Origin of the sequence: Rhodovarius sp. (assembly GCF_040399605.1) — a bacterium.
In the GTDB taxonomy this organism is placed as follows: Bacteria; Pseudomonadota; Alphaproteobacteria; order Acetobacterales; family Acetobacteraceae; genus Rhodovarius; species Rhodovarius crocodyli_A.
Map to the genome: position 1 here is coordinate 1 of NZ_JBBARU010000035.1, position 26,890 is coordinate 26,890.

At 68.0% G+C, this 26,890-nt stretch carries 25 protein-coding genes; 18 read left to right on the forward strand and 7 right to left on the reverse strand.

Annotated elements, in window-relative coordinates:
- Window positions 1-110: 110 nt before the first annotated feature.
- Both ABWP84_RS10500 and ABWP84_RS10505 read right to left on the reverse strand, forming a co-directional pair.
- Entirely contained in the window at window positions 111-1,064 is a 954-nt protein-coding gene (locus ABWP84_RS10500; protein ID WP_353211974.1) for a tripartite tricarboxylate transporter substrate binding protein, read from the reverse strand.
- On the reverse strand, window positions 1,064-2,224 hold the full coding sequence (locus ABWP84_RS10505; RefSeq protein WP_353211975.1) for a CoA transferase: 1,161 nt from the start codon (window positions 2,222-2,224) through the stop codon (window positions 1,064-1,066). Before ABWP84_RS10505 ends, ABWP84_RS10500 begins: the two co-directional genes overlap by 1 nt.
- Before the next feature lie 100 nt (window positions 2,225-2,324).
- Here ABWP84_RS10505 and moaA point away from each other — a divergent pair, with 100 nt between their 5' ends.
- From moaA to ABWP84_RS10550, 9 genes are all read left to right on the forward strand, one after another.
- Window positions 2,325-3,311, forward strand: a complete 987-nt coding sequence (moaA, locus tag ABWP84_RS10510) for a GTP 3',8-cyclase MoaA (RefSeq protein ID WP_353211976.1) — start codon at window positions 2,325-2,327, stop codon at window positions 3,309-3,311.
- Window positions 3,308-3,646 carry a hypothetical protein gene (locus tag ABWP84_RS10515; protein ID WP_353211977.1) on the forward strand — a complete coding sequence of 113 codons (339 nt, stop codon included), beginning with the start codon at window positions 3,308-3,310 and terminating at the stop codon, window positions 3,644-3,646. The genes moaA and ABWP84_RS10515 overlap by 4 nt, the downstream gene beginning before the upstream one ends.
- Window positions 3,647-3,872: 226 nt before the next feature.
- Complete coding sequence (locus tag ABWP84_RS10520; RefSeq protein ID WP_353211978.1) at window positions 3,873-4,358, forward strand: BLUF domain-containing protein; 486 nt, start codon at window positions 3,873-3,875, stop codon at window positions 4,356-4,358.
- A gap of 292 nt (window positions 4,359-4,650) precedes the next feature.
- Complete coding sequence (locus tag ABWP84_RS10525) at window positions 4,651-5,088, forward strand: nuclear transport factor 2 family protein (RefSeq protein WP_353211979.1); 438 nt, start codon at window positions 4,651-4,653, stop codon at window positions 5,086-5,088.
- A 526-nt stretch (window positions 5,089-5,614) separates the two neighbouring features.
- Entirely contained in the window at window positions 5,615-6,808 is a 1,194-nt protein-coding gene (locus ABWP84_RS10530; RefSeq protein ID WP_353211980.1) for an aminotransferase class I/II-fold pyridoxal phosphate-dependent enzyme, read from the forward strand.
- A 2-nt stretch (window positions 6,809-6,810) separates the two neighbouring features.
- Window positions 6,811-7,998, forward strand: coding sequence for a glycosyltransferase family 4 protein (locus ABWP84_RS10535; RefSeq protein WP_353212004.1), 1,188 nt, complete (start codon window positions 6,811-6,813; stop codon window positions 7,996-7,998).
- Window positions 7,988-9,109, forward strand: coding sequence for a glycosyltransferase (locus tag ABWP84_RS10540; RefSeq protein WP_353211981.1), 1,122 nt, complete (start codon window positions 7,988-7,990; stop codon window positions 9,107-9,109). The genes ABWP84_RS10535 and ABWP84_RS10540 overlap by 11 nt, the downstream gene beginning before the upstream one ends.
- A 6-nt stretch (window positions 9,110-9,115) precedes the next feature.
- Window positions 9,116-11,044 carry a nucleoside-diphosphate sugar epimerase/dehydratase gene (locus ABWP84_RS10545; protein WP_353211982.1) on the forward strand — a complete coding sequence of 643 codons (1,929 nt, stop codon included), beginning with the start codon at window positions 9,116-9,118 and terminating at the stop codon, window positions 11,042-11,044.
- A gap of 90 nt (window positions 11,045-11,134) precedes the next feature.
- Entirely contained in the window at window positions 11,135-12,286 is a 1,152-nt protein-coding gene (locus tag ABWP84_RS10550; protein ID WP_353211983.1) for a DegT/DnrJ/EryC1/StrS family aminotransferase, read from the forward strand.
- An 11-nt stretch (window positions 12,287-12,297) separates the two neighbouring features.
- Here the strand turns inward: ABWP84_RS10550 and cydC are convergent, their stop codons facing one another.
- Window positions 12,298-13,932: a thiol reductant ABC exporter subunit CydC gene (cydC, locus tag ABWP84_RS10555; protein ID WP_353211984.1), complete on the reverse strand. Its 1,635-nt coding sequence runs from the start codon at window positions 13,930-13,932 to the stop codon at window positions 12,298-12,300.
- Window position 13,933: 1 nt separating this feature from the next.
- Window positions 13,934-15,622, reverse strand: coding sequence for a thiol reductant ABC exporter subunit CydD (gene cydD, locus ABWP84_RS10560; protein WP_353211985.1), 1,689 nt, complete (start codon window positions 15,620-15,622; stop codon window positions 13,934-13,936).
- A gap of 97 nt (window positions 15,623-15,719) precedes the next feature.
- On the opposite strand from cydD, the gene ABWP84_RS10565 reads away from it, so the two are divergent.
- Window positions 15,720-16,610, forward strand: coding sequence for a polysaccharide deacetylase family protein (locus ABWP84_RS10565; RefSeq protein ID WP_353211986.1), 891 nt, complete (start codon window positions 15,720-15,722; stop codon window positions 16,608-16,610).
- Window positions 16,607-17,155, forward strand: a complete 549-nt coding sequence (locus tag ABWP84_RS10570) for a lipocalin family protein (RefSeq protein ID WP_353211987.1) — start codon at window positions 16,607-16,609, stop codon at window positions 17,153-17,155. The genes ABWP84_RS10565 and ABWP84_RS10570 overlap by 4 nt, the downstream gene beginning before the upstream one ends.
- 242 nt (window positions 17,156-17,397) lie before the next feature.
- Here the strand turns inward: ABWP84_RS10570 and ABWP84_RS10575 are convergent, their stop codons facing one another.
- Window positions 17,398-18,501 carry a glycosyltransferase family 4 protein gene (locus ABWP84_RS10575; protein ID WP_353211988.1) on the reverse strand — a complete coding sequence of 368 codons (1,104 nt, stop codon included), beginning with the start codon at window positions 18,499-18,501 and terminating at the stop codon, window positions 17,398-17,400.
- A gap of 57 nt (window positions 18,502-18,558) precedes the next feature.
- Here ABWP84_RS10575 and hisB point away from each other — a divergent pair, with 57 nt between their 5' ends.
- From hisB to ABWP84_RS10610, 7 genes are all read left to right on the forward strand, one after another.
- Entirely contained in the window at window positions 18,559-19,167 is a 609-nt protein-coding gene (hisB, locus tag ABWP84_RS10580) for an imidazoleglycerol-phosphate dehydratase HisB (protein WP_353211989.1), read from the forward strand.
- Window positions 19,167-19,514: a hypothetical protein gene (locus ABWP84_RS10585; RefSeq protein WP_353211990.1), complete on the forward strand. Its 348-nt coding sequence runs from the start codon at window positions 19,167-19,169 to the stop codon at window positions 19,512-19,514. Before hisB ends, ABWP84_RS10585 begins: the two co-directional genes overlap by 1 nt.
- Entirely contained in the window at window positions 19,511-20,161 is a 651-nt protein-coding gene (gene hisH / locus ABWP84_RS10590; RefSeq protein ID WP_353211991.1) for an imidazole glycerol phosphate synthase subunit HisH, read from the forward strand. Before ABWP84_RS10585 ends, hisH begins: the two co-directional genes overlap by 4 nt.
- Entirely contained in the window at window positions 20,158-20,712 is a 555-nt protein-coding gene (locus tag ABWP84_RS10595; protein WP_353211992.1) for a GNAT family N-acetyltransferase, read from the forward strand. Before hisH ends, ABWP84_RS10595 begins: the two co-directional genes overlap by 4 nt.
- Window positions 20,709-21,446, forward strand: coding sequence for a 1-(5-phosphoribosyl)-5-[(5-phosphoribosylamino)methylideneamino]imidazole-4-carboxamide isomerase (hisA, locus tag ABWP84_RS10600; protein ID WP_353211993.1), 738 nt, complete (start codon window positions 20,709-20,711; stop codon window positions 21,444-21,446). The genes ABWP84_RS10595 and hisA overlap by 4 nt, the downstream gene beginning before the upstream one ends.
- A 471-nt stretch (window positions 21,447-21,917) precedes the next feature.
- Window positions 21,918-23,447: a porin gene (locus ABWP84_RS10605; protein WP_353211994.1), complete on the forward strand. Its 1,530-nt coding sequence runs from the start codon at window positions 21,918-21,920 to the stop codon at window positions 23,445-23,447.
- A gap of 89 nt (window positions 23,448-23,536) precedes the next feature.
- Window positions 23,537-24,067 carry a DUF3576 domain-containing protein gene (locus ABWP84_RS10610; RefSeq protein WP_353211995.1) on the forward strand — a complete coding sequence of 177 codons (531 nt, stop codon included), beginning with the start codon at window positions 23,537-23,539 and terminating at the stop codon, window positions 24,065-24,067.
- Between the two features lie 69 nt (window positions 24,068-24,136).
- On the opposite strand, the gene ABWP84_RS10615 is transcribed toward ABWP84_RS10610, so the two are convergent.
- Both ABWP84_RS10615 and ABWP84_RS10620 read right to left on the reverse strand, forming a co-directional pair.
- Complete coding sequence (locus ABWP84_RS10615) at window positions 24,137-25,558, reverse strand: DEAD/DEAH box helicase (protein ID WP_353211996.1); 1,422 nt, start codon at window positions 25,556-25,558, stop codon at window positions 24,137-24,139.
- 280 nt (window positions 25,559-25,838) lie between these two features.
- Entirely contained in the window at window positions 25,839-26,798 is a 960-nt protein-coding gene (locus ABWP84_RS10620; RefSeq protein WP_353211997.1) for a tripartite tricarboxylate transporter substrate-binding protein, read from the reverse strand.
- Window positions 26,799-26,890: the final 92 nt, after the last annotated feature.

The window sequence follows — 26,890 nt, forward strand, 5'->3', positions numbered from 1 at the left end:
AAAGGTCCAGGAAAATCGTCGACATATATGTCGACCCTGGTGGGAGAGCGCGAGAAGGCAAAGCCCTTTCGCTCTTTTTTCCTACGCCCTCAGCGGATTTCACCGGCCTGTTAATCGACCGTAGCACCGATGGCGCGGATCACCGGCGCCCATTTCTCCGTCTCCTCGCGGATGAAGCGCGACAGCTCCTCGGGCGAGCTCGGCGCCGGCTCCACCCCGTGGCGGCGCAGATTGCCCGCCACTTCCGGGTCGGCCAGCGCCTCGCGCATCGCCGTATTCAGCCGCGCCACCACCGCGGGCGCCATGCCGCGCGGGCCCACCAGCGCATTCCAATTGGCCACCGCGTAGCCCGGCAGGGTTTCTGCTACCGCGGGCGTATGGGGCAGCAGCGGGCTGCGGCTGGGGGTCGGCGCGGCTAGGGCGCGCAGCCGCCCGCTCTCGATATGCGGCAGGGTGGTGCTGGCCGTGGCGCAGGAAAAATCCACCTTGCCGGAAATGATATCGGCAATCAGCGCGCCGCCGCCGCGATAACTCACCTGGATGGTCTGAATACCCGCCATGGAATCGAGCAGGCAGCCCGCCAGATGCCCGGTGCCGCCCACGCCGGAATGACCATTGCTCAGCGTATCCGGCCGCGCCCGCGCCGCCGCCAGCAGGCCAGTGAAATCAGCAAAGGGCTTGTCCGGGGCGCAGACGAAGAGGTTGAGGATATCGCCGGCTAGGCTGATCGGCGAGAAATCCACCCGCGGGTCAAAGCCCAGATTACGGAACAGCGTGGGGTTCAGCGCCAGGGCGGCGATGGTGCCCATCAGCAGCGTATGGCCATCAGGGGGTGCGCGCAGCACCATCTCGCTGGCCAGATTGCCCGAGGCGCCGGGCTTGTTCTCCACAACCACCGGCTGGCCGAGTGAGGCCTGCAGCCGGGCCGTCATTGCCCGGATGGTGATATCCGTGCCGCCGCCGGCGGAGAAGCCAACGACAATGCGAATGGGCCGCGAGGGTGCCCATTGCGCCCCGGCCAGCCCGGGCGCTGCGAGCCCCGCCAGCAGCGCCCTCCGCCGCATCAGACGATCTGCCTGGCTTGGTAATCGGCAATCTGCTCAGCGCTATAACCCGCCTCGGCCAGGATTGCCGCACTGTGCTCGCCAATCGCCGGCGGGTGGGAGGTGATGGCAGAGGCGGTGCGCGAGAGGGTGAAGGGCTGGCCGAGATAGGTGGTCTCACCCAGCGCCTGGGCGATGCCCAGATGCTTCACCTGCGCATCCGCGAAGACCTGCTGCATATTGTTGATCGGCCCGCAGGGCACGCCGGCCTCGTTCATCGTCTCCACCCAATACGCGGTGGTGTTGGTGCGCGTCGCCTCGTCGATCAGCGCATTGAGCGCGTGGCGGTTCTTCGAGCGTGCGCTGGAGGTGGCGAAGCGCTCATCCTCCAGCCATTCCGGGTGGCCCATCACCTTGACGAAGCGGGAATAGATCGCCTGGCCGGTGGCGGCGATGTTCATCGCGCCATCGGCGGTGGTGAAGACGCCGGTGGGGATGGAGGTCGGGTGGTCATTGCCGGCCTGCTTAGGGATATCGCCGGCCATTAGCCAGCGCGCCGCCTGGAAATCCAGCATGAAGGCCTGGGCCTGCAACAGGCTGGTCTGCACCCATTGCCCCTGGCCGGAGGTTTCCCGCTCCAGCAGCGCGGTGAGAATGCCCATGGCGGCAAATAGCCCCGCGCAGAGATCGGCCACCGGAATGCCCACCCGCATCGGGCCCTTGCCAGGCTCGCCGGTGATGGACATCAGCCCACCCATGCCCTGGGCGATCTGGTCAAAGCCCGGCCGGCCGGCATAGGGCCCATCCTGGCCAAAGCCGGAGATCGAGGCATAGACCAGCTTGGGATTGATGGCGGAAAGCGCGGCATAATCCACGCCCAGCCGGTGCTTCACATCCGGGCGGTAATTTTCCACCACCACATCGGCGTTCTCGACCAGCTTCTTGAAGATGGCCACGCCCTCGGGCGATTTGAGGTTCAGCGTCAGGCCGCGCTTGTTGCGGTGCAGGTTCTGGAAATCCGGGCCCATGCGCGGGCCGCCCATCGGGTCGCCCGCATCCAGCCCCTCGGGCATTTCCACCTTGATCACATCGGCCCCCCAATCGGCCAATTGCCGCACGCAGGTGGGGCCCGCGCGCACGCGGGTGAGATCGAGAACCTTGAAACGCGACAATGCCGGCATGGCAGAACTCCTTGGGTGATTCGCGCCACGCTAACCCGGCTTGGCCTCATGTCCAGCCGGGGGCTTGCGCAGAGGCCCCATGCCGTCCCAAATCATCACCATGATCGATCCCTTTGGCAGGCACATCAGCTATCTGCGCGTCTCCGTGACGGATCGCTGTGACCTGCGTTGCGTCTATTGCATGGCCGAGGACATGACTTTCCTGCCCAAGGCCGAGGTTTTGACGCTGGAGGAGCTGGAACGCCTCTGCGGTGCCTTCATCACCATGGGCGTGAAGAAAATCCGCCTGACCGGGGGTGAGCCGCTGGTGCGGCGCAATGTCATGTCGCTGGTCGAGGCGCTGGGCCGGCGCATCGGCCCCGCCGGGCTCGAGGAACTCACCCTCACCACCAATGGCACCCAATTGGCAAAACACGCCGAGGGCCTGGTTCGCGCCGGGGTCAAGCGGGTCAATGTCAGCATGGACACGCTGGACCCCGAGGGTTTTCGCGCCGCCACACGCTGGGGCGATCTGGCCCAGGTGCAGGATGGCATCATGGCCGCCAAAGCCGCCGGCCTGCGGATCAAGATCAACGCCGTCGCCCTGCGTGGCCTCAATGAGCATGAATTTGACCGCATGGTGGAATGGTGCGGCCGCCATGGCTTTGACCTCTGCCTGATCGAAACCATGCCGATGGGCGAGGTGGCGGAGGACAGGACCGACCGTTACCTCTCGCTCGATGTGGTGCGCGCCCGGCTGCGGCTGAATTGGAGCCTGAGCGAAAGCGGCTACGCCACTGGCGGCCCGGCGCGGTATTTTGATGTGGCCGAGACCGGCACGCGCATCGGCTTCATCACCCCGCTCAGCCATAATTTCTGCGAGAGTTGCAACCGCGTGCGGCTGACCTGCACCGGCACGCTCTATATGTGCCTGGGCCAGGAGGATGCGGCCGATCTTCGCCCGGTGCTGCGCGCTGGCCTTGATGATGTGGCGCTGCAAGCCGCCATCCGTGAGGCAATCAGCCGCAAGCCGAAGGGACATGATTTCGTCATCGAGCGCGCCCGCCCTGCCGCGGTGGCCCGCCATATGAGTGTGACCGGCGGATGAACCCAGAAGCTATCATTGCCGCGCTGACCATCCCCGGCCTGCCGGGCTGGACCGGCCTCCTGGCCGCGTTGGCGCTGGCCTTGCTGATATTGTGTTTCCTGGTGATGCCGTTTTCGGTCTTTGGCGTGAAATCACGGCTGGAATCGATCGAAGCGCAGCTTGATGAGGCGCAGGCCGAATTGCGCGCCATCTCCGCCCGCCTGGCCGATGGCCCCCGCCGGCCGCTGATCATGGATGATCTGGACATGCCAAGCGCGCCGCGGGCGAGTGAGAGCCGAACCCCCAGCACAGGCCGCACCGAGCCGCGGATCAACTGGCCGCGCGAGCCGCGCTGAGGCGGGGATCGCGGTTGGTGGGGAAGGCAAAGAACGAGAGAGCTTTGCCCTCTTGAAGTTTCTTCAGGGCATCATCCGTTCAAACGGAATTGTTTGAACGGATGATGCTCGACAAACAAAGGCTTAGAGCCTGTGCGTTCAGCCGAGGCGAAGGAAACAGGCGCTAGCCTTAACCTGGCGCAGCGGTTGCCACGGCCAGCCCGACATATCAAAAGCGAGCTGACCCATGTATGATGAATTCGGCTTTCCACGCGACGCTGACTCAGACTACGCAGCGCCCATCCTTGCGACTTTCGTATACTGTAGCCGTGCCGCCGAAGGCGTCGACGCCGCCGTGGTCGAGCGCATCATCGAGTGGTCTAAAAGCAGCAATGCTGCCCGCGAGATCACCGGGGTGTTGGTTTTCGGCAGCGGCGTCTTCTTCCAATGGATCGAGGGCCCGCCCGGTCAGGTGGAGAAGCTGGCCGCGAGCCTGCATGGCGATCCGCGCCATCACGATATCGTCACGCTGGAGCAGAGCGTGGAGAAGCGCGCACGTCTGTATCCCAATTGGGAGATGGAGCTTGTCAGCGCTGACGACATCCGCGCGGTGCTGCACGAAGCGCTCGAGAGCGCCGAAGACGAAAACAACATCGAAGCATTGAAGCGTATTCTTGCGCAGCTTGATGCGGGTCCCCTGGAAACGCTCCACCCTTCTGCCAAGACGCAGTAGAACACCGGATAAACCCAGCCGATGGCTCGCTCGCGTGGATGATTCACGAGCCCATCGGCATCTTTATTTCGCCGGCAAGACACTCGACCAGCGATTATGGACGCTTGCGCCAACGCGGGCGAGGATGTGCTCAACGAAGTTGCGGCGGCCGCGGTGTCTCAGCGACCTGCGAGGATGACTTCAATTTCTGCTGCCCTTCGCCCTCCGCGTGATCGGCGCGCGGTGCTGGTTTATCGGCGCGAAGGCGTATAGCCTGCGCGCTGGCCGGAACCAACCGGCCAGGGAGGATAACATGAACCGTCGCCATCTGGCGGCGCTGGGTGGCGCCGCCATCCTCGTCGCGACCAAGCCTGCCGCAGCGCAATCCGCCGATGAACGCGCTGTCGCCGCCGCCGTTGAGGCGCTGACGCGCGCCATGCTCAACCCCGAGCGCGCGGCGCTTGAGGCACTGGCGCATGATGCGCTGAGCTATGGCCATTCGGCCGGGCGCATCGAGACGAAGGAGCAGTTCGTGGCCGTCCTCGTCGAGCGTCGCAATCCCTTCGGCGAGATCACGATCTCCAACCAGACGATCTCGGTCGTGGGCGAGGATGCGATCGTGCGGCACAGCTTCGTGGGCCACACCACGGGCGGCGGAAAGATCACGCCGGTGAATATTGGCGTGCTTCAGATGTGGAAGAAGCAAGGCACGACTTGGCGCCTGCTGGCGCGCCAGGCCTTCCGCCTCTGATCTGACGGGGTTCTGGTGGGCAGGCCACTCGGCCGCCCGCAACAACGCCGTCTCGCCTTAGAGCCTGTTCCCTTCGCCTGGGCTCACTGCACAGGCTCTAAGCTTCTGTTTGTCTAGCATTTTTATCAGCTCAAACGATTCGGTTTGAACGGATGATGCTCTGGCTCTCTGGTTCCAGCATCGCTGCTTTCAATAAGCGCGATTGCGTTTGGGCGCAGCCTTGCCCAAAAATGCATAGGATCCAATTGTATGTCACCCCCTTTTTGCGATGCCTGGGTTAACCTCGGTTGATACCCTGGGAGCCCGGCACGACTGCAGCTGTGATACAAGCTCCGCGCTCTCACGCTCTCCCCTTGCAAAGCCGCAAGGCGCGACAGTGCCCCAAAAAAATACTCCCAAAAGTTGCGACTTCACGATTCATGCATCTTTGACGCGCAATTTTACTTGCGCGAATCCTGAGCGCTATGCCTAACCTCCAGTTGTAGATTGAGGTTTGGATATGCTCTGCTCCCCTACCTCCCCGGCCATGACGGCCTTTCCGGCTGCGCAGCCAGGCGTGGCACCGCTCGGCATGGCAGTGCCGGCTGCCCAACATCGCAGGGTGTTTCTTTCCCCGCCGCATCTCGCCGGTGGTGAATTGGATGCGCTGCAGGCCATGTTGGATTCCGGCTGGGTCGCGCCCGCCGGGCCGGTTCCCATCGCCTTCGAACAAGCCATCGCCCGCGCCATCGGCATCCCTCATGTCGCCGCCGTCACCTCCGGCACGGCGGCGCTGCATCTGGGCTTTCAGTTGCTCGGCGTCTGCCCCGGCGATGAGGTCTGGACCAGCGCGCTCACCTTCGTCGCCTCCATCGGCCCCGCGGTGCAAATGGGCGCGACACCGCGCTTTCTCGACGTCACGCCCGATACCTGGACGATGGATGTGGACCTGCTGCGCCGCGAACTCGCCGCCGCCGCGCGGCGCGGCCGGCTGCCCCGGGTGGTGGTGCCGGTCGATCTTTACGGCCAGCCGGCCGATATGCCGGCCATTGTGGAGGCCTGCGCCCATTGGGGCGTGCCGGTGCTCAGCGACAGCGCGGAAAGCCTTGGCGCCATCCAGCATGGCCGCCATGCCGGTGCTGATGCACGGCTGATGGCCATCAGCTTCAATGGCAATAAGATCATCACCGCCGGCGGCGGCGGCGCGCTGGCGAGTGAGGATGCGGGGCTCATCGCCCGCGCCCGCCAGCTCGCAAGCCAGGCGAAGGAGGCCGCACCGCATTACCAGCATGAGGTGGTGGGCTATTCCTACGCCATGTCCTCCGTCCTGGCGGCGATTGGCCTGGCGCAGATCACGGCGCTGCAGGCCCGGGTGGATGCCCGCCGCGCCATCCATGCCCGCTACCGCGCCGCGCTGCATGACCTGCCGGGCATGCGCTTCATCGGCGAGCCGAATTGGGCGCGCAGCAACCGCTGGCTGACCGTGATCCGGCTCGACCCCTCCGAAGCCTGGGTGGATCGCGAGACCATCCGCCGCGCGCTGGCCGCCGAACAGATTGAAAGCCGCCCGGTGTGGAAGCCGCTGAATCTGCAACCCGCCTTCCGCACCGCACCGCAGGCGGGTGGTGAGGTGGCGGCCACGATGTTCGAGCAGGGGCTGTGCCTGCCATCGGGCAGCAGCCTCAGCCCGCAGGACCAAAACAGGGTCATCGCCGTGATCCGGCGCTGCTTTCGCGCCTGAAAATCCTCTACCTCCACCAGCATTTCTCCACCCCAGCCGGCAGCACGGCCACCCGGAGCCATGCCATGGCGCGCGCCCTGGCCCAGCGCGGCCACCGGGTGACCATGGCCTGTGGGCGCTTCGATGGCGCCAATACCGGGCTGGATGGCGCCTTCCGCCGCGGCCGGCGCGAGGGCGTGGTGCATGGCATCCGGGTGGTGGAATTCGATATAGCCTATCGCAATGCCATGGGCCTGGGCGCGAGGCTGCTGGCCTTCCTGCATTATGCCGCACGCGCCACCTGGCTCGCCCGGGCTGAGCGGTGGGATGTCATCATCGCCTCCTCCACACCGCTGAGCGTGGCGCTGCCGGCCCTGGCCGCCCGCGCGCCCTTCGTGTTCGAAATTCGTGACCCATGGCCGGAATTGCCGCGCGCCATGGGCGGCGTGCCCGCGCCGCTGCTCTGGGCGATGGAAGCCCTGGCCAATGCCGCCTGCCGCCGGGCCGCCACCGTCATCGCCCTCAGCCCAGGCATGGCCGAGACCGCCCAGGCCCGCGGCGCGCGCCAGGTGCAGGTTATTCCCAATGGCGCCGATCTCGACCTGTTCGGCCCGCAGATCGCCCCCTGGCGGCCTGATAAGGCGCGCAGCCATGAGGTGCTGGCGGTCTATGCCGGCGCGCATGGCCGGGCCAATGGCCTCGATGTGGTGATCGCCGCGGCGGCGCTGCTGCGCCCGCTGCCCATACGGATCATTCTGGTGGGTGAGGGTTCGGAAAAGCCCCGCCTGATAGCCCGCGCCACCGCCGAGGGGCTGGCCAACCTCACCTTCCTCGCGCCCATGCCCAAGCCTGATCTGGCGAGGCTGCTGGCCGGGGCGCAGATCGGCCTGTTCCTGCTGGCGCCGGTGGCGGAGTTTGCCGAATACATCGCCCCCAACAAATTGATGGATTTCTGCGCCGCCGGCCTGCCCATCATCGGCAATGTGCCCGGCCATGCCGCCCGGGTCATCGAGGCAGGCCCCTCAGGCCTGGTGGTGCCGCCGGATGACGCGGCGGCGCTGGCGGCGGCGCTGCGTGAGGTCGCGATGGATCGCCCCCGCCGCGAAGCCATGGGCCGCGCCGCGCGCCAGCAGGCGATCCGCCGCTGGGACAGGCGGCTGCACAGTGCCAGCTTCTGCAAGGTGGTGGAGGCCGTCGCCCTTGCCGGTTGATATCCTCATGCTCTCGGCGGCGCATCCGCCCGATGATGTGCGGATTATGCGTAAGCAGGGCGCTGCCCTGGCGGCTGCGGGCTGGCGGGTCACCCATCTCTGCCCCACCATGCCGGATGCGCCGGCGGAGATGGCGGGCGTCTCGATCAGCACCTATGCCCGCCGCCCCGGCTGGTGGGGGCGCATCCGCAATATTCCCCGTCTGGCGCGGTTGGCCCGGCGCATCCAGCCGCGCGCCATCATGGCGCATGAGCCCGATGCCTGGCTCGCCGCCCTGCTGGCCCGCGCGCCCGCGCGCGTGGTGCTCGATGTGCATGAGCATTACCCAAGCCGGCTGGATCAGCGCCTGCCGCCGCCGCTGCGGCCCGTGGCGCGATTCATGCTGCGCCTGGGCTGCCGGGCCATGGCGCAGCGGGCGGATGCCATGGTGGTTGCCAAGGATGGCCTGGCGACGGATTACCGCCGCGATTGCGTGCCGGTGCGCAATTACGCCCTGGCGCCCGCCACCCCGCCGCGCCGCCACGCCCCGGGGCCGCTCAAACTCCTGCATCTCGGCGCCCTCTCCCGCGCCCGCGGCTGGCCGCAGATGCTGGCCGCCCTGGCACTCTCGCCCTGGGACACCGAACTGGTCATCGCCGGCCGCTTCACCGATGGCAGCGATGCCGATTTCTTCACCGAGGCCGAGCAACGCGGCCTGCGCCCTCGCATTTCCTTCCGCGGCTGGCTGCCGCCGGACGAGATGGCGCGGCTGGCGGCCTGTGCCGATATCAACCTCGTGCTGTTCCAGCCGGGGGATGAGAATCATCGCCTGGCCCTGCCGCATAAGCTGGCCGATGGCATGCTGGCCGGGTTGCCGGTCATCGCGCCGGATTTCGCCACCGAATTGGCCGCCATGGTGCGCGAGGCCGGCTGCGGGCTGCTGGTGGATGTGACCAGCCCCGCCGCCATCGCCGCCGCCATCACCACCCTGGCCGACCCGGCAGCGCGCGCCGCCATGGGCGAGGCAGGGCGCGCGGCGGCGCTGGGCCGCTTCGGCTGGGCGGGTGAGGCCGAGACACTCTGCGCTCTGTACACCAGACTGCTTGGCAGCGCCGCGCACCCGGCCCTATAGCAGGCCATGGCCAAGAGCGCCCCACGCCGGATATTGCTGAATTGCCTGCTGGACGCGGCCCTGGCTGCGCTCGCCCTGCCGCTGGCGCTCTGGCTCGGCGTGGCCGATGCGCCGCCGGGGGCGTGGTGGCTCCTCGCCCTACCGCTGGCGGTGGCCAGCCTGCTGCTGGCGGGCTGGCCGCTGGGGCTGCCCCGGCAATATTGGCGCTTCGCCGGCCTGGCCGATGGAGGGGCGGTGCTCGCCGCGGCCGGCCTGGGCGCGCTGCTTTTTGCCGCAGGGCTGCTGCTGGCCGGCGCCTGGCAGCCGCCCCACCCCGCCTTCCCGCTGCTGCATATGCTGGTGCTGATCGCCTGCCTGGGCGGTGCGCGCGCCGCCACCCGCGCCCTCACCCAGCGCCGCGTCTCGCCACTCGCGGCCGGCACCGACGTGCTGGTGGCCGGCGGCGCCGAAGCGGCGGATCTTTTCATCCGCGCTGCGGCGCGCGAGCGGCAGGCGCATTACCGGGTGCTGGGCATTCTCACCCAGCGTTCGCGCCAGGCCGGCCGCCGCATCCAGGGCCACCCCATCCTGGGCGCGGTGGAGGATGCCAGCGCGGTGCTTGAGGCCATGCGCAATGAAGGCCGGCTGCCCACGCTGCTGGTTCTGGCCGGGGCCGAGGTGCAGGGCCCCGCACTGGAAACCCTGCTCGATGCCGCCGACAGGCATGGCATCCCGGTTAAACGCGCGCCGCAGCCCACACTTTTGGGCGTCGCCAATCGGCCGGAGGAGACCGCCCGGGTCGAACTGCGCCCCGTCGCCATCGAGGAATTGCTCGACCGCCCGCAAGTGCCGCTGGACCGTGAGGGCATGGCCCGCCTCGTGCAGGGCCGCCGCGTGCTGGTCACCGGCGCGGGCGGCACCATCGGCGGCGAATTGGCCCGACAGGTGGCGGCGCTGGGCCCTTCCAGCCTGACGCTGCTCGATCACGGCGAATACGTGCTCTATGAGATCGACCTGGAACTGCGCGAACGCCACCCCGAATTGCCCCGCCGCGCCATGCTGGCCGATGTGCGGGATGCCGCGCGCATCCGCCGGCTGATGGAGGATGTGCGGCCCGAACTGGTCTTCCACGCCGCCGCCCTGAAACACGTGCCCATGGTGGAGGCCGACCCGCTGGAGGGCCTGCTGACCAATGCCCAGGGCACCCGCATCGTGGCCGATGCCGCCCGTGCGGTGGGCTGCCAGGCCATGGTGTTCATTTCCACCGACAAGGCGGTGAACCCCACCTCAGTCATGGGCGCCTCCAAGCGGCTGGCGGAAATGTATTGTCAGGCGCTGGACCTCGATGGCCAGCGCGAAGGGGCGATGCGCTGCAGCACCGTGCGCTTCGGCAATGTGCTGGGCAGCACCGGCTCGGTGGTGCCGCTCTTCCGCCGGCAATTGGAGCGCGGTGGGCCGCTCACCGTCACCCACCCCGATATGCGGCGCTATTTCATGACGGTGCGCGAGGCGGTGGGGTTGGTGCTGCAAGCCGCCGTGGTCGGCACGGGCGAAGCGGCGAGCAACCTGCCCGAGCTGCGCGATGGCGGGATTTTCGTGCTCGATATGGGCCAGCCGGTGAAAATCGTGGATCTGGCGCGGCGGATGATCCGCCTGGCCGGGCTGCGGCCGGATGAGGATGTGGAAATCCGCTTCACCGGCCTGCGCCCGGGCGAGAAGCTCTACGAAGAACTCTTCCACGGCCAGGAACCGCCCCGCGCCACCCCCTATCCTGGCCTGCTGATGGCCGCGCCGCGCACCGGCGATTCGGCCCTGGTGGGGCGCGCGATGGATGAAATGGCCGCCCTGGCGCATGGCGGCAACGCCAAGCTGGCCCTGGCGCAGTTGGGCCGGCTGGTGCCGGAATTTACCCATGAGGCAGCAGCGCCCGCCCGGCAGGCGGAGCAGCAGCGATAGCCCAAGCTTCAGGCAAATGTCACAACCCGACATGAAACCTGACCCCGGGGGGGCTTGATCGACGCGGCGCGCTGGCCGAGACCCCTTATCATGAACGACATGCCCCAAAAGCCCATCGCATTGTTCGACATGCAGGCGCAGCAATCGCTGATCCGTGCCAAGCTCGATGCCCGCATCGCCCATGTCCTCTCCTCCGGCCGTTTCATCAATGGCCCTGAGGTGGTGGAGCTGGAGGAGCGGCTCGCCGCCTTCGCCGGCTGCGGCCATGCGGTGGGCGTCTCCTCCGGCACCGATGCCCTGCAAATCGCCATGATGGCCGAGGGCATTGGCCGCGGCGACGCCGTCTTCCTCCCCGCCTTCACCTATACCGCCACCGCCGAGGTGCCGCTGGTCCTGGGCGCCACACCGGTCTTCTGCGATGTCGACCCGCTCACCTTCAACATGGACCTGGCCGACCTCCAGCGCCGCATCGCTCTCGTCGAGGCCGAAGGCCGCCTGCGCCCACGCGCCGTGGTGGGGGTGGACCTCTTCGGCCGCCCGGCCGATTGGCCGGCGATCGAGGCGATCTGCGCCGCCAAAAACATGTTCGCACTCGATGACGCGGCGCAGGCCTTCGGCGGCGATATCGGCGGCCGCCGCCTGGGCTGCTTCGCCGGCGCCACGGCGCTGAGCTTCTACCCGACCAAAACCCTGGGCTGCTACGGCGATGGCGGCGCGCTGCTCACCCAGGATGCCGACCGCGCGGCGCTCTACCGCTCACTGCGCACCCATGGCGAGGGCGGCGGCCGCTACGAAGTGCTGCGCACCGGCATGAATGGCCGCCTCGACACGCTGCAAGCCGCCATCCTGCTCTGCAAGCTGGATTTGTTTGAGGAGGAACTGGCCGCCCGCACCCGCGTGGCCGGCTGGTACGCCCAGCACCTCGACGGCACCGTCGCCCTGCCTGAGATCATCCCCGGCCATGCCTGGGGCCTCTACACCATCAAGCTGGAAGATGCCGCGGCGCGGGCACGCATGCAGGAGGCGCTGAAGGCCGCCGGCATTCCCTTCGGCGTCTATTACCCCAAGCCGCTGCACCACCAGCCGGCCTATGCTGCGGCGCATGCCGGTTCAATCGGCCAGGCCCCGCCGCTGCCGGTGAGCGAGGCGCTTTGCCATGAGGTGATGAGCCTGCCCATGCACCCCTATCTGGAAGAGGGCGATGTGGCGCGGGTGGCAGCGGCGGTGCGCGCGGCGGCCTGAGGCCGCCCGCCTCACCCAGCGGCCGGTAAAGCCCGGCCCATCGCCAGCCGCAGCACCCTATCGGGCTTTTCCACCCCCACCAGCTTATGGGTGATCAGCAGCACCGAGCGACCGCGCGTCGCCGCCTCCAGGGTTTCCAGAAAGGCCTGCTCGGTCTCGGCATCAAGGCCGGTGGTGGGTTCGTCCAGCACCAGCAGCGGCGTGGCCGGCAGCAAGGCGCGGGCGAGCGCAATCCGCCGGGCCTGACCGCCGGAGAAGCGCGCACCGCCCTCGCCGCAGGGCGTGTTCAGCGCCTCAGGCAGGGCGCGCACCAGCTCATCCAGCCCCACCTGCGCCAGCACCCGCCACAGCGCCGCATCCGGCGCTTCTGGGGCGGCGATGCGCAAATTCTCGGCGATCGAGGCATCAAAAATCCGCGCATCCTGGCTGAGGCAAGCAATCCGCGCCCGCACGCTCTCGGCCGGCAGGCTGGCCAGATCCACGCCGCCCAGGGTAATTCGCCCAGCCTGCGGCGCCGCCAGCTTCAGCACCATCGCCGCAATGGAAGACTTCCCCGCCCCCGAGGGCCCAAGCAGCGCCAGCCGCTCCCCCTCGCGCCATTCCAGATCGAGCGCGGTGAAGACCGGCCGGTCGGCCGACCAGGCAAAGCCCACCGCCTCAAAACGCAGCGTATTGCCCGGCGGCATCGCGGCCGGGGCGGTGGGCTCTGTCACCCGTGGCTGGGTATCGGCCAGGGCGAAAAGCCGGCGCGCGGCGGCCCCAGCCGCGGCCAGCGCGGTACCAGCCCGCGGCACCAGCCCCAGGGTTTCCGCCGCCGCCAAGGCCATGAACAGCCCCAGCACCGCCAGCCCGCTGCCCGGCCCATGCGCCAGCGCCCAGCCCAGCGCGCCCAGCATGGCCATCTGCCCCAGCAAAAATCCCGAAGCGCCGCCAATCGCCCCGCGCCGGGCCAGCAGGCGCTCCTGCTCATGCATCGCTGCCGTCGTCTCGGCCAGCCGGGCGGCAGCGCGATGCTCGGCCTGGTTGGAGAGCGTCTCCGCCAGCCCCAGCAGCGGGTCGAGTGCCGCGCGGTTCATCTGGCCGCGCGCCGCCGCCACCGCATTGGCGGCACGGCTGGCATCGCGCGCCAGCCAAAAGGGCAGCAGCAGCGCCGCCCCCAGCGGCACGGCAACCAGCGCCGCCAGCCCGGGCTCGGCCCCCAGCAGCAAGGCCACCACCGCCACCACCGAAGCCGCCGCCAGCGCCGGCAGCACGGCGCGCAGATACAGCCCATCCAGCGCCTCGATATCGGCCACCATGCGCCCGCGCGCATCACCCGTGCCGGTCAGGCCCAGCCCGCCGGGCATGCGGGCGGCAATCTGGCGAAAGAACCACACCCGGGTATCGGCCAGGGCGCGAAAAGTGGCTTCGTGGCTGGCCATGCGCTCGGCCCAGCGCAGGGCAGGGCGGGCCAGCATCAAGGGCCGCAGCAGCAAAATAGCCAGCGCGCCACCGCCAAGCGCCACGCCTTGCGCCACCCCTTGGCCCGCCAGCGCCAGCAGCGCCACCGCCGAAAGCGCCGAGGCCACAGCCACCCCCACGCCGATCAACAGCCAGCCGCCCCGCGCCCGCCACAAGCCCCAAACGCGGTAAAGGTCGCGGATCATCTCAATTCCCTGCCATGCGCCGGCCGGCAGCGCGCCCGGCCTCCAAGGTCAGCACCCGCCCGGGCAAGCCGCGCAGCGCGGCGGCGGAATGGGTGGCGATGATGGCGGTGCGGCCCAGGCACAATTTGCGGATGGCATCGAGCACCAATTCCTCCGTGCCCGGGTCCAGGCTGGCGGTGGGTTCATCCATGAGCACCAGCGGCGCGTCGCGCAGAAAAGCGCGGGCCAGCGCCACGCGCTGCGCCTGCCCGCCCGAGAGGCCAAAGCCGCCCTCGCCCACCAGGGTATCGAGGCCCTGCGGCAGGTCGGCGGCAAATTGCATCACCTGCGCGGCCTGCGCGGCGGCGGTCACCGCCTCGCGGCCGGCCTCGGGCTGGGCCAGGCGGATATTGTCGAAAATACTGCCGCCAAAAATATGCGGCTTTTGGCCGATATAGGCCGATATCCGCCGCAATTCCTCGGGCTTGAGCAGCGCCACATCCTGGCCATTGATCGCCACCCGCCCGGCAGTGGCGCGGCGGAACCCCAGCAGCAGCGCCAGCGCCGAGGATTTCCCCGAACCCGAAGCCCCGGCCAGCAGCAGTGTCTCGCCTGCCGCGGCCGAGAAGGTCAGCCCATCCAGCGCCGGCGCACGATCGGCCGTATAGCGCAGCACCACCTCACTGAAGACCACGGCCACCCGCGGCGGCACCTCGGCCAGATCAAGCCCGGTGCTGGCGGGCGCGGGCGCCAGTAGCGGCGCCAATTCCGTGGCAGCGCCGCGCGCCGATTGCGCCTCATGATAGGCGCCGGAAAACATCCGCAGCGGCTGAAAAAACGCCGGCACCAGCAGAATGCACCACAGCGCCGCCACCGGGTTGGGGTGGTTATTGCCCAGCAGCGCGCCATGCCGCCAGGCCAGATAGGCGAGGGTGAAGGCCGATAGCAGCTCCAAAATCCCGCTGGAGAGAAAGGCGATGCGCAGCACCTTCATGGTGCGCGCGCGCAATTCCTCGGCGGCGCGGGCCAGGCCATCCGCCTCGGCCCCGGCGCGGTTGAACAGCACCAGGGTGGGAATGCCGCGCACACGGTCGGTGAAGCGGCCGGAGAGTTTCCCCAAAGCCTCGAATTGCCGCTTACTGGCCATCGCCGCGCCGATGCCGGCCACCGCCATGCCAATCGGCACCAGCATGCCCATCACCAGCAGCACCGAGGCGCTGACCCAATCGACGAAGAGCAGCACCAGGATGATGGTGCAGGGCACCGCCAGGGCCAGCGCCGCCGCCGGCATCCATTTCGAAAAATAGCCGTCCAGCGCCTCAATGCGCTCAACCACCAGGGTGGCCTTTTCCCCCGCCGCGCGCTGATCGGCCGGGCCGAGTGCGAGCAGCCGGCCAAAGGCCACCCCCCGCAAATGCGCCCGCGCCGCGCGGCCGGCGGCACTCTGGGCGATTTCCTGCAGCGCGGTCAGCCCCGCCGCGGCCGCCATCAGTGCCGCCGCCCCCGCCAGATCCAGCCAGCCCCCCACCGGATAGCCCAGCAAACCCGCCACAAGCCGCGCCAGCAGCCAGGCCTGCGCCAGGCCGCACAATGCCACGCCATAGCCCAGGGCAATGGGCAGCAGGGCGCTGCGCCCCAGCCGCCGCGTTTCAGCGGCGAGGACGGATTTGCCCGTGACGGGCGCACTCGCTTCGGGCTTTGCTTTCCCCATTCCGATCACGTTACGCGAGGAATGCGCGGCCTGCCAACATGTTGCGAAACTGCATCGGCGGCGGCAGATAACACCAGCACGCCTTCAGGATATTGCCATGCTCCGCAGCCATGACCGTTTCCCCTACCACCCCTGGGCCGGAAGGCCGCAATGGTCCTGGCCGAATGGCGCCAAGCTGGCGCTCTATCTGGGGGTGAATCTGGAGCATTTCTCCTTCGGCGAGGGCATGGGCGCCGAATTGGCCCCCGGCGGCCCGCAGCCCGATGTGCTGAATTATGCCTGGCGGGAATATGGCAATCGCGTTGGCGCCTGGCGGCTGCTGGAATTGCTCGATGAATTGCGCCTGCCCGCCACCGTGCTGCTCAACAGCACCATGTTGGACCACGCGCCGGCGCTGATCGCCGCCCATGCCGCGCGCGGCGATGAACTCGCCGGCCATGGCCGCAGCAATGCCGAGCGCCAATCCACCCTGCCCGAGGCCGAGGAGCGCGCGCTGATCGCTCAGAGCACCCAGGCCATCACCCAGGCCGGCTACAAGCACCCCGCCGGCTGGCTCTCGCCCTGGATCGCCGAGAGCCATGTGACCCCCGACCTGCTGGCCGAATGCGGCTATGGCTATTCGCTGAACTGGTGCATGGACGATATGCCGGTGTGGAAAAAAACCCGCAGCGGCCGCCTGCTGAGCATCCCCTACCCGCAGGAGGCCAATGACATCCCCGCCATCATCGCCCGCAAGGATGGCGTGGCGCAATTCGCCGCCATGCTGGTGGATGACGCGATGGAGCGGCTGGACCAGACAAAGGACGGCATCCCCCAGGTGATGGGAATCGCGCTGCACCCCTATATCATCGGCCAGCCCTACCGCATGCGCGCCCTGCGCGGCGCATTACAGACGATTTTGGCCGAGCGTGAACACATCTGGCTTTGCACTGCAGGCCAGATTCATGCGCGTGTGCTCTCCCTGCCGGAGGGGAGTATTCCGCAATGAGGCATTTTCTGATTCTGGGCCTGCTGGCGCTGGGCGGCTGCCAGAGCTTCACCCCCACCCAACCCATGCCCGGCATGCCCGCCACGGTCGAAGCGGTGGATGTGCCGCGCTACCTCGGCACCTGGTTCGAACAGGCGCGGCTGCCCATCTTCTTCCAGGATGGCGCCGATGTTCGTTGCGAAGACGTAACAGCAATCTACACCCCCAGGCCGGATGGCGCGGTGGATGTGCTGAACACCTGCCGCAACGCCTTGCAAGGCGGCGCCCGGCGGGCGGCCACGGCGGTGGCCACGCCCGTGCCCGGCAGCAACAATGCCCGGCTGCGGGTCAGCTTCTTCTGGCCCTTCCATGGCGATTATTGGGTGCTGGGGCTTGATCCGGATTACCGCTGGGCGGTGGTGGGCTCGCCCTCACGCCGGGTGCTGTGGATTCTCTCGCGCAGCACGGAAATGGCCCCGGCCGATTATGAACAGGCCGTGGCCATCGCCGCGCGGGAGGGATTTGCGGTGCAGAACCTGCAGCGCACGGCGCAGTCACCGCGGTAGCAGGGGGCTGAAAACTGGCTGCGGGGGGGGGAAAGATCGAGGGGCTTTGCCCCTCGAGCACCCCAGGAGGGTCGACATGTATGTCGACGAGTTTCCTCCACCTTCGGTAGGTTATTGATATAAAAAATTAATCAAAGGTCCAGGAAAACCGTCGACATACATGTCGACCCTGGTGGGAGAGCGCGAGAGGGCAAAGCCGTTTCGCTCTTTTTTCCTCCCCCATCAGCGCTTTCAGCAACCTGCTAAAGCCCCAACACATCCAGCGTCCGCCCCACCACCCGCGCTTCATCAAAGCGCTCCAGCGCCCGCTCCCGCCCCGCAGCGCCCAGCCTTGCCCGCAGCCCAGGCTCCGCCACCAGCCGGCCCAGCGCCTGCGCCAGGGGCGCGGCTTCGCCGGCGGGCACCAGAAAGCCGGTCTGCCCATCCACCACCTGCTCGCGCGGGCCGCGAATATCGGTCGCCACCACCGGCAATCCGGCCAGCATCGCCTCGATGATGCTCATCGGCAGCCCTTCGAAATGGCTGGGCAGGCAGAAAATATCCGCCGCCGCCAGCAGCGCCGCCACATCATGCCGATAGCCCAGCATCTTCAGCCGCGGCCCCAGCAGCCGCGCCGCCTCGGCAAAATCGCCATCCAGATCATCGCCATGGTCAGAACTCAGCCGCTCCCCCACCACCCAGAGCGTGGCCCCGGGCAGGTCGCGCATCGCCAGCAGCAATTCCGGCCAACCCTTGTGCCGCACCAGCCGCGCCGTGCCCATCACCACGCAGCCTTCGGCGCCGAGTTCCGCCCGCAGCCGCGCCCGCGCCGCGGCATCGGGGCGAAAAATCGCCGGGTCCCGGCCATTGCCAATGGCGATGGGGTTGCGATGGATGCCCAGGCGTTTGGCATCCGCCGCCTCCTCCTCACTGACAGTCATATAAGTGTGGGTGATTGGCCCTGCCGCGCGCTCCAACGCCAGCGAAAGCTGCCGCCGCCAGGCCGGCCCGGGCTGATTGAACAGAAACCCATGGCAGGTATAGGCGATATGCGCCGTGCCCACGCTGCGCGCCGCCGCCCGGGCCAGCAGCCCCGAAATCGGCATATGGCCATGCACGAGATCAAACTTCTCCCGCGCCAAAAACCCCCGCAGCTCGGCAAAGGCGCGGCCCTGCGCCAGCGGGTTCAGGCTGCGGGCAAAGCGCGGGGTATGGATGCGAAACCCCTCCGCCCGCGGCAAATCGAGCAATGGCCCCTCGGCGCAAACCCCCACCACCTCATGCCCGCGCGCCCGCGCGCCGCGCATCAGCGGCAGCAGGAAATGCCGCAGCGAGAAATCGACATTGGTGATCTGACAGATGCGCATCGCCCCCCCGATAGCATAAGGGTGGCCAAGCGCAGCCCCCAGGCGTAATCAGCCCCCATGCAGCCCGCACTCCCCCGCCAGGCCGAGATCACCCGCAACACGGCCGAGACCCGAATCCACGCCCGCATCAACCTCGATGGCACCGGCCAGGCCGAGATCGCCACCGGCGTGGGCTTTTTGGACCACATGCTCCACGCCCTCGCCCGGCACGCCATGATCGACATCATGCTCAAGGCCACGGGCGACCTGCACATCGATTTCCACCACACCACCGAGGATTGCGGCATTGTCCTGGGCCAGGCGCTGCGCGCCGCCCTGGCGGAAAAGCGCGGCATCCGCCGCTATGGCCAGGCCCTGGTGCCGATGGATGAGGCGCTGGCCGAATGCGCCATCGACATTTCCGGCCGGCCCTTCCTGGTCTGGCAGGTGCCCTTCTCCGCCCAGAAAATCGGCGAGATGGACACCGAATTATTCGAGGAATTCTTCCGCGCCTTCGCCATGCAGGCCGGTATCGCGCTGCATATCGTGCTGCGCCACGGCTCCAACGCCCATCACATCGCCGAGGGTTGCTTCAAGGCCGCCGCCCGTGCCCTGCGCATGGCCGTGGAACTCGACCCCCGCGCGCCCGACACCGTGCCCTCCACCAAGGGTGTGCTGGAGGCGTGATGCAGGCCTTTTCCGTCCATCTGCCGCCGCCGGCCGCCGCCCAGGCGCCGATTATGATGCCTGAGGGCTTTGCCTTCTGGGCGTTGGTCTTCGGCCCGCTCTGGTTGATCCGCCATGGCGTCTGGTGGTGGGGGCTGGCAGGGCTGGTGGTCAGCCTCAATGCGTCGACACCGGTGGTGGTGGCGGTTCACCTGCTCTGCGGGCTATGCGGGCGGGATGCCCGCCGCGCCGCCCTCGCCCGCCGCGGCTGGCGGCTGGAGGCGGTGGTGGTGGCCGAAAATGCCGATGCCGCCCTGCGGCGCCTGCTCGCCGCGCGCCCCAATCTCGCCGGGCTGTTCCAGCCATGATCGTGGCGGTGATCGACCCCGGCTCGGGCAATCTCGCCTCCGTCAGCCGCGCGCTGGAGAAGGCGGGCGAGATGGCCGGCCTCACCCCCCGCGTGGTGGTGACGCGCGACCCTGCCTTGCTGCGCGCGGCCGACCGTGTGGTGCTGCCCGGCCAGGGCGCCTTCGCCGCCTGCCGCGCCGGGCTTGCCGCGCTGCCGGGCATGGAGGCGGCGTTAGAGGAATTCTGCCGCTTCCAGGGCCGGCCCTTCCTGGGCATTTGCGTGGGCATGCAGCTCATGGCCGAGCGCGGCCTGGAACACGGCGTGACCCCCGGCCTCGCATGGCTCCCTGGCGAGGTCGCCCCCATGGACCCGCGCGCCGCTGACGGCACCCCCCTGCCCTTGCCGCAAATGGGCTGGAACCGGCTCGATCGTGGCCAGGACCATCCGCTTTTTGACGGCCTCACCGCCGATGCGCATGGCTATTTCGTCCATTCCTATGCCTGGAGCGGCGGCGATGGCGATGACCTGCTGGCCACCACCGATTACGGTGGCCCGGTGGCGGCGGTGATCGGCCGGGGCAATATCATCGGCACCCAGTTCCATGTCGAAAAAAGCGGCATGACCGGCCTCACCATCCTGCGCAATTTCCTGGCCTGGGCACCATGAGCGAGGCCCCCGCCCATGCGGTGGCGGTGGAACGCTGCGAGAGGCTGCTCGAGCACGACATCACCGATCTCTGCGAGGCCACCAACGCCGCCATTATAGAAGGTGGCGGCTTCGGCTGGCTGGAGCCGCAGGAGCGCGAAACCCTCACCCGGCATTTTCGCGGCGTATTGCTGGTGCCTGAGCGGGAATTATTCCTCGCCCGGCTTGATGGCCGTGTGGTGGGCAGCGCCCAACTCGCCCGCCCGCCCCGCTATAATGAGGCCCAGGCCATCGGCGCCCAGCTCACCCACGCCTATATCGCGCCCTATGCCCGCGGCTTTGGCCTTGCCCGCAAGCTGGTACGGGCGGTGGAGGAGCGCGCCGCAGCCCTCGGCCACCGGATGCTGAACCTCGATGTGCGGGAAACCCAGGCCGCCGCCATCCAGATCTTCGAGGCGCTGGGCTATACACGCTGGGGCACCCACCCGGCCTATGCGCGGGTGCGGGGGCAGATCGTGGCCGGGCATTTCTACCACCGCATGCTGGAGGCGCCACGGCGCAAGGGCCAATGAGCAGCACCCCCTTCACCCTTTACCCCGCCATCGACCTCAAGGGCGGCGAGGTGGTGCGCCTGCGCCGCGGCGAAATGGCCGACGCCACGATATATAGTGACGACCCAGCCGCTCAGGCCGCCAGCTTCGCCGCCGCCGGCTTCGGCTGGTTGCATGTGGTCGATCTGGACGGCGCCTTCGCCGGCAAGCCGGCCAATGCGGCGGCGGTCCGCGCCATCCTCGCGGCCACCGCCATGCCGGTGCAGCTGGGTGGCGGCATTCGCAACATGGCCACGGCCGCCGCCTGGCTGGAGGCCGGCCTCGCCCGCATCATCCTGGGCAGCGTGGCGGTGAAGGACCCCGCCTTCGTGCGCGAGGCCTGCCGCGCCTTCCCCGGCCAGGTGGCGCTGGGCATTGATGCCAAGGGCGGCATGGTGGCCACCGAGGGCTGGGCCGAGGTGAGCGACATCCCCACCATCGACCTCGCCCGCCGCTTCGCCGATGCCGGGGCGGCGGCGATTATTTTCACCGATGTCGAGCGCGACGGCATGCTGGGCGGCGCCAATGCCGAGGCCACCCGGGCCTTGGCGGCGGCGGTGGCGGTGCCGGTCATCGCCTCTGGCGGGGTGGCGAGTGCGGCCGAGATCACCGCCCTGCGGGCCGCGCCCGAGGGCATTGCCGGCGCCATTCTGGGCCGCGCGCTCTATGATGGGCGTATGAGCCCGGCCGAGGCGCTGGCGGCTTCTCAGGGGTAGGGCATCATCGGGTCAAGCGGGGTCGTTTGCGCGGATAGAGATGCTCGATACAAAAATTGAGCCGGCGGAGAAGAGCGAAAGGACTTTGCCCCTCGATCTTGTTTTTCTCTGCCGTAGGTTTTCAGCAGCCTGTTTGAGCCTGTCTAGCGCGCCGAGGCGAAGGGAACCGGCTCCACCCTCGCTCTTTGCGCGCTCTTGCATGCCTGAGGATAACAATCCCCGGGCTGTGGCAGCACAGATGCCACGCCCGCCCCGCGCGATGTGTCCTGATTGCAACAGTGTCTCAGTGATGTCGCGTCGAGGTGTTTTGCATGGTTGCTCAGAGACTGCGCAGCATTCAATAGTCTCTGCGGACCCGAGTGTCGTCAGCGTAGGTTGGCAGTTCTTGGGGGGCACATTCCGCCGCGCAGTTCGCTGGTGGTGGGTGGGTCAAGGGAAATGACCGGTTTCCGGTCCTCGAGGAGGTTTATTATGCGCAAGATTTTGCTGGGCACGACAGCCGTCGTCTCCGCCGCCTTCGGCGCCGCGGTGATCACGCCCGCCGCCGCTCAGGACGCCCCGACCGTGCGGATCGGTGGCTCCATCCAGGCCTATTACGGCTACATCAACGCCAACGGCCAGAGCTCCAACCCGGGTGGCACGGGTGACTTCGGTCGCGTGGCGAACAGCACTGTGGACGCCGCAACCGGCCGTGGTGGCTACACCGCCGTTACGGCACTCACCACCAACAACACCATCACCGCCGGCGCCCCCGGCGGCACCAACGGCATCCCGACCGCCGCTCAGGCGACCCCGGCCGCTGGCAGCGCTGGCAACTTCGCCCGCACCGGCAAGAACGACTTCATGACCCTGCCCGGCATCTCGGTGATCGTCTCCGGCAAGTCCGCTCAGGGCTTCACCTATGGTGGCCAGATCGACCTCGAGTTCAACTCGCTCGAAGGCAACCTGACCGGTGGTAACCGCTCGGGCGTGCAGCGCTCCACCTCCACGGTGGGTGAGGCCTATGTGTTCGTGGCGCATCAGCGCTTCGGTCAGATCCGCATGGGTGACGAAGACGGCGTGATGGGCGGCCTGATGAACTCGGGCTTCGTGACCAATTTCGGCACCGGCGGCGTTTACGGCGTGTGGGAACAGTTCCAGATCCGTCAGAGCGGCAACCGCACGCAGACCGGCCCTGGCCAGCTTGGTGACAACACCAAGGTCGTCTATATGTCCCCTCAGTTCTACGGCTTCGACTTCGGCGTGAGCTATGCGGCGAATGGCGGTGGTTTCGGCCAGACCGGCTGCTCCTCCGACTCCGCGACCTCTGGTTGCGATCGCGCTTACGCCTACCGTGGCGCCACCAGCTGGGCAATTTCCCCCGCCCAGTCCATGGGCCCGATGGCCCGCCGCAACGAGCACCAGGCCGCCCTCCGCTACCGCGGCAGCTTCTCCGGCGTGGGCGTCGCCGCCACCGTTGGTTACATCGGTGCCAGCACCGCCTATGACCTGAGCAACGCGGGCGCCCAGGTTCGTACCATGAACGGCCTGAATGTCTGGCAGGTTGGCGCGCAGGCCACCTATATGGGCTTCACCCTCGGTGCAGCTTACTATCAGGGCGACTACAACTTCTTCTGGGGCAACACGATCCGTGGTGATCGCCAGGCCCAGACCTTCAATCTTGGCGCCAGCTACACCAACGGCCCGATCACCGTGGGTGCCAACATGGTCACCGGCGTGTATGAAGGCGGCGGTCGCTCCGACTTCAACGCAGCCGATGGTCGTCTGGTCCGTCAGGCGAACCCGACCGCCTATGGTGACCGCAACAACCTGGCCAGCCAGCGTCGTTGGGGCATGTCGGTCGGTGCCAACTACCGCCTGGCCCCCGGCCTCGACCTCATTGCCGAGTATGTCTACCACTCGGTGCGTGAGAATGGCCGTGACCTCGACGCAGCCCGCGCCGGTGTCCAGAGCCGTGGCTTCGCCAACGTGTTCATCATGGGTTCGCGCCTGGCCTTCTGAGCCAGTCGAAAATCCGACGATACCCGGAGGGGGCGGCAGGCAACTGCCGCCCCTTTCTTCTTTATGAGCGACACGCTATGCAGCAATCCATGCGCCATCCCATCCTCGCCGCTCTTCTTATCACCACCGCCCTCACCGCCTGCAGCAGCGGCCGTCAGGTCAGCAATGAAGAATACGGCACCGATAACGCTCGCGAGCGCATTCTGCGCGGCGGCGGCGTTAACCCCACCAATGCCGGCCTTGTCGTTTTCGGGGTGGACCGCAGCCAGCAGAATGAGCAGGGCGGCCCCGGCGGGGTGAGCGTGAACGCCTATCTCTGGCGCGCCACACTGGAAACCCTGAGCTTCATGCCGCTCGCCAGCGCCGACCCGGCCGGCGGCGTCATCATCACCGATTGGTATTCCCCCCCCACGGCCGAGAGCGAACGTTTCAAGGCCCAGGCCTATGTGCTTGGCCGCCAACTCCGCTCGGATGGCGTGCGGGTGCAGGTCTTCCGCCAGATTTATCGTGGCGGCCAATGGGTGGATCAGCCCGCCTCCTCGGCGACCAATTCCGAAATGGAAGACCGCGTCCTGTCCCGCGCCCGCGAGCTGCGCAGCCAGACCAGTGCGTCGCGCTGAACGCCCCGCGCCGCCTAAACGCAAAACGGCCCCGGATCGCTCCGGGGCCGTTTTCGTATCCGCCCGAATTCAGCGCGAGCGGGTGATGAAACCCGGCGCCGTATCGCGGAAATCACCCTCACGCCAGTTGCGGTCCCGCTCCGGCCGCGGCCGGGTTGCGTCACCGCCACGCGGTGCGGGGGATGCGGCGCCGCGCGGTGCGGCGGGTGCCGCGCCACGCGGGGCCTGCGGCGCACGCTGTTGCCAACCAGGCGCGCCACGGCCGCGGCCCTGATTCTGCTTGGGCTTGGGCGCGCCATGCGGCCGCACAAACTGCTTCACATCCAGATTGCCCGGCGGCGGCAGCGCGCGGGACTGGTCGGTCCGCCGGTCCTCGCTCGGAATCGCCTGCCGCGTCAGCTTCTCAATCGCCCGCAGTTTGTCATGGTCATCGGGCGCGCAAAGCGCAATCGCCTCGCCCGAGGCCCCAGCCCGCGCGGTGCGGCCAATGCGGTGCACATAAGTCTCCGGCACCTCCGGCAGATCATGCTGGATGACATGGGTCACGCCATCCACATCAATGCCGCGCGCGGCGATATCAGTTGCCACCAGAATGGGCGCCGTGCCGCGCTTGAACTGGTCCAGCGCCCGCTCGCGCTGGGTCTGGCCCTTATTACCATGGATGGCATTGGCGGCCAGGCCATCGGCTTCGAGGTTCTTCACGATCTTATCCGCGCCATGCTTGGTGCGGCTGAACACCAGCGCCCGGCCCACGCCCGGCGCGCGCAGCAACTCGGCCAGCATCGCCCGCTTGCCGCCGGCTTCAAGGTGAATAACCCGCTGCTTCACCCGCTCGGCCGTCGTGGCCACCGGGGTCACTTCCACCCGGGCGGGGTTGGCCAGCATCTCGCCGGCCAGCTTGGCAATCTCGGTGGGCATGGTGGCCGAGAAGAACAGCGTCTGCCGCTCCCCCGTGGGCGGTGTGGCGCGCAAAATCTTGCGGATGGGCGGCAGAAAGCCCTTATCGAGCATCTGGTCGGCCTCATCGAGCACCATGACCTGCACATGGTCCAACCGGGCGTGGCGGCTGTCCAAATGGTCCTGCAAGCGGCCCGGCGTGGCGACGACGATATCCACGCCGCGCGCCAGGTCGCGGATCTGCGGCGCATGCCCCACGCCGCCGAACACGGTGACGACGGAAAGCCCCATATGCTTGCCATAGGTCTTGAAGCTATCGGCGATCTGCGAGGCGAGTTCGCGCGTCGGGCTCAGCACCAGGCAGCGCATGCCACCGCGCGGCGGGCGGCCGGGGCTATTGGCCAGCTTGTGCAGGATGGGCAGCGCGAAGGCCGCCGTCTTGCCGGTGCCGGTCTGGGCAATGCCCAACACGTCGCGCCCGGCCATGGCGAGCGGAATAGCCTGCGCCTGGATCGGGGTGGGGATGGTATAGCCGGTCTCCTCCAGCGCCTGCAGCAGGCTGGGGTGAAGGCCGAGTTCGTTGAATGCAGTCATAAAATTCCATGCGGCGCGCGTGCGGATGCACGGGGGCCGTTTCGCTTGTTGAGAGCGCGAATGCGCCCCCGGATGCGAAAGTCCCCCGCGTGCCGGGTTCCCTCAGGGTGAAGCGCCATCGCTACCCGGTTGGCGCCCATCGCATTGGGCGTTCACGCGACCGGGTGCGGGGCCCGAAAAGGCCTGCGCTGCGGCGCCGCTATGGCAGCTTTGCCGCGCCGCAGCAAGGACTAATTTCCAAAGCTGCGCTGCGGCAGCCACAATTCCATCGCCGTGCCGCTCAACCCGCCTCGATCCGCGCCTCGCGCACCAACTGCGCCATCAGCGCCCGCTGGGCCGCAACCCAGGCGGCGAATTCAGCCGCAGGATTGCCCACCGCAATCGCCCCCAGCGCCTCAAACCGCGACAGCAAACTCGCATCCGCCAGGGCATGCAGCGCCGCCTCATGCAGCCGGGCCGCCACCGCCGCCGGCAACCCGGCGGGGGCCCAGAAACCATTCCACTCATTCAGCTCAAAGCCGGCAAAACCCTGTTCGGCGATGGTGGGCACATCCGGCAGGCTGGGAATGCGCCGCGCCGTGCTCACCCCCAGCGCCCGCACCCGCCCCTCGCGCACCAATTGCAGCGAGGAGGAGACGGTGCCGAAGATGAAGTTCACATTGCCGGCAATCACATCGGGCAGCGCCGCGGTGCCGCCGCGATAGGGCACATGTTCCATGCGCAGCCCCGCCCGCCCCAGCAGCAGCGCGCTCGCCATATGCGCCGCCGTGGCATTGCCCGAGGAACCATAGGCCGCCCCCGGCCGCGCCTGAAAATAGGCAATGAACCCCGCCAGATCCCTCACCGGCAAGGCATTGGGCACAATCAGAATCTGCGGCAGCACCGCCAATTGGGTGATGGGCGTGAAGGCGGTCGCATAATCAAAGGGCAGGTTGCGGATCAGTGCTGGGTTCACCGTATGCGCCAGGGCATCAACCATGACCGTCAGCCCATCGGGCGCGCTGCGCGCCAATTCGGCGGCCCCCAACGAGCCACCCGCCCCGGCGCGGTTTTCCACCACCACCGGCTGGCCCAGCAACGCCGCCATCGGCCCGGCCATCAGCCGCGAGGTGGTATCCACCCCGCCGCCCGGCGGATAGGGGGCGATGAGCCGAATGGAGCGCGCCGGCGCCCATTGCGCCAAAGCAGGGCTGGCCATGGCAAGCCCCAGGGCGGCGGCACGGCGGCTGATTCGTTGCATTTGGGCGGTCCTCCAGGTGAGGAGACTGCTGGCAATACCGCGCCGGAGCAAGCTTCGCGTGCCTTTCGCGGTGTCCTGTCCTATAGAGCGCC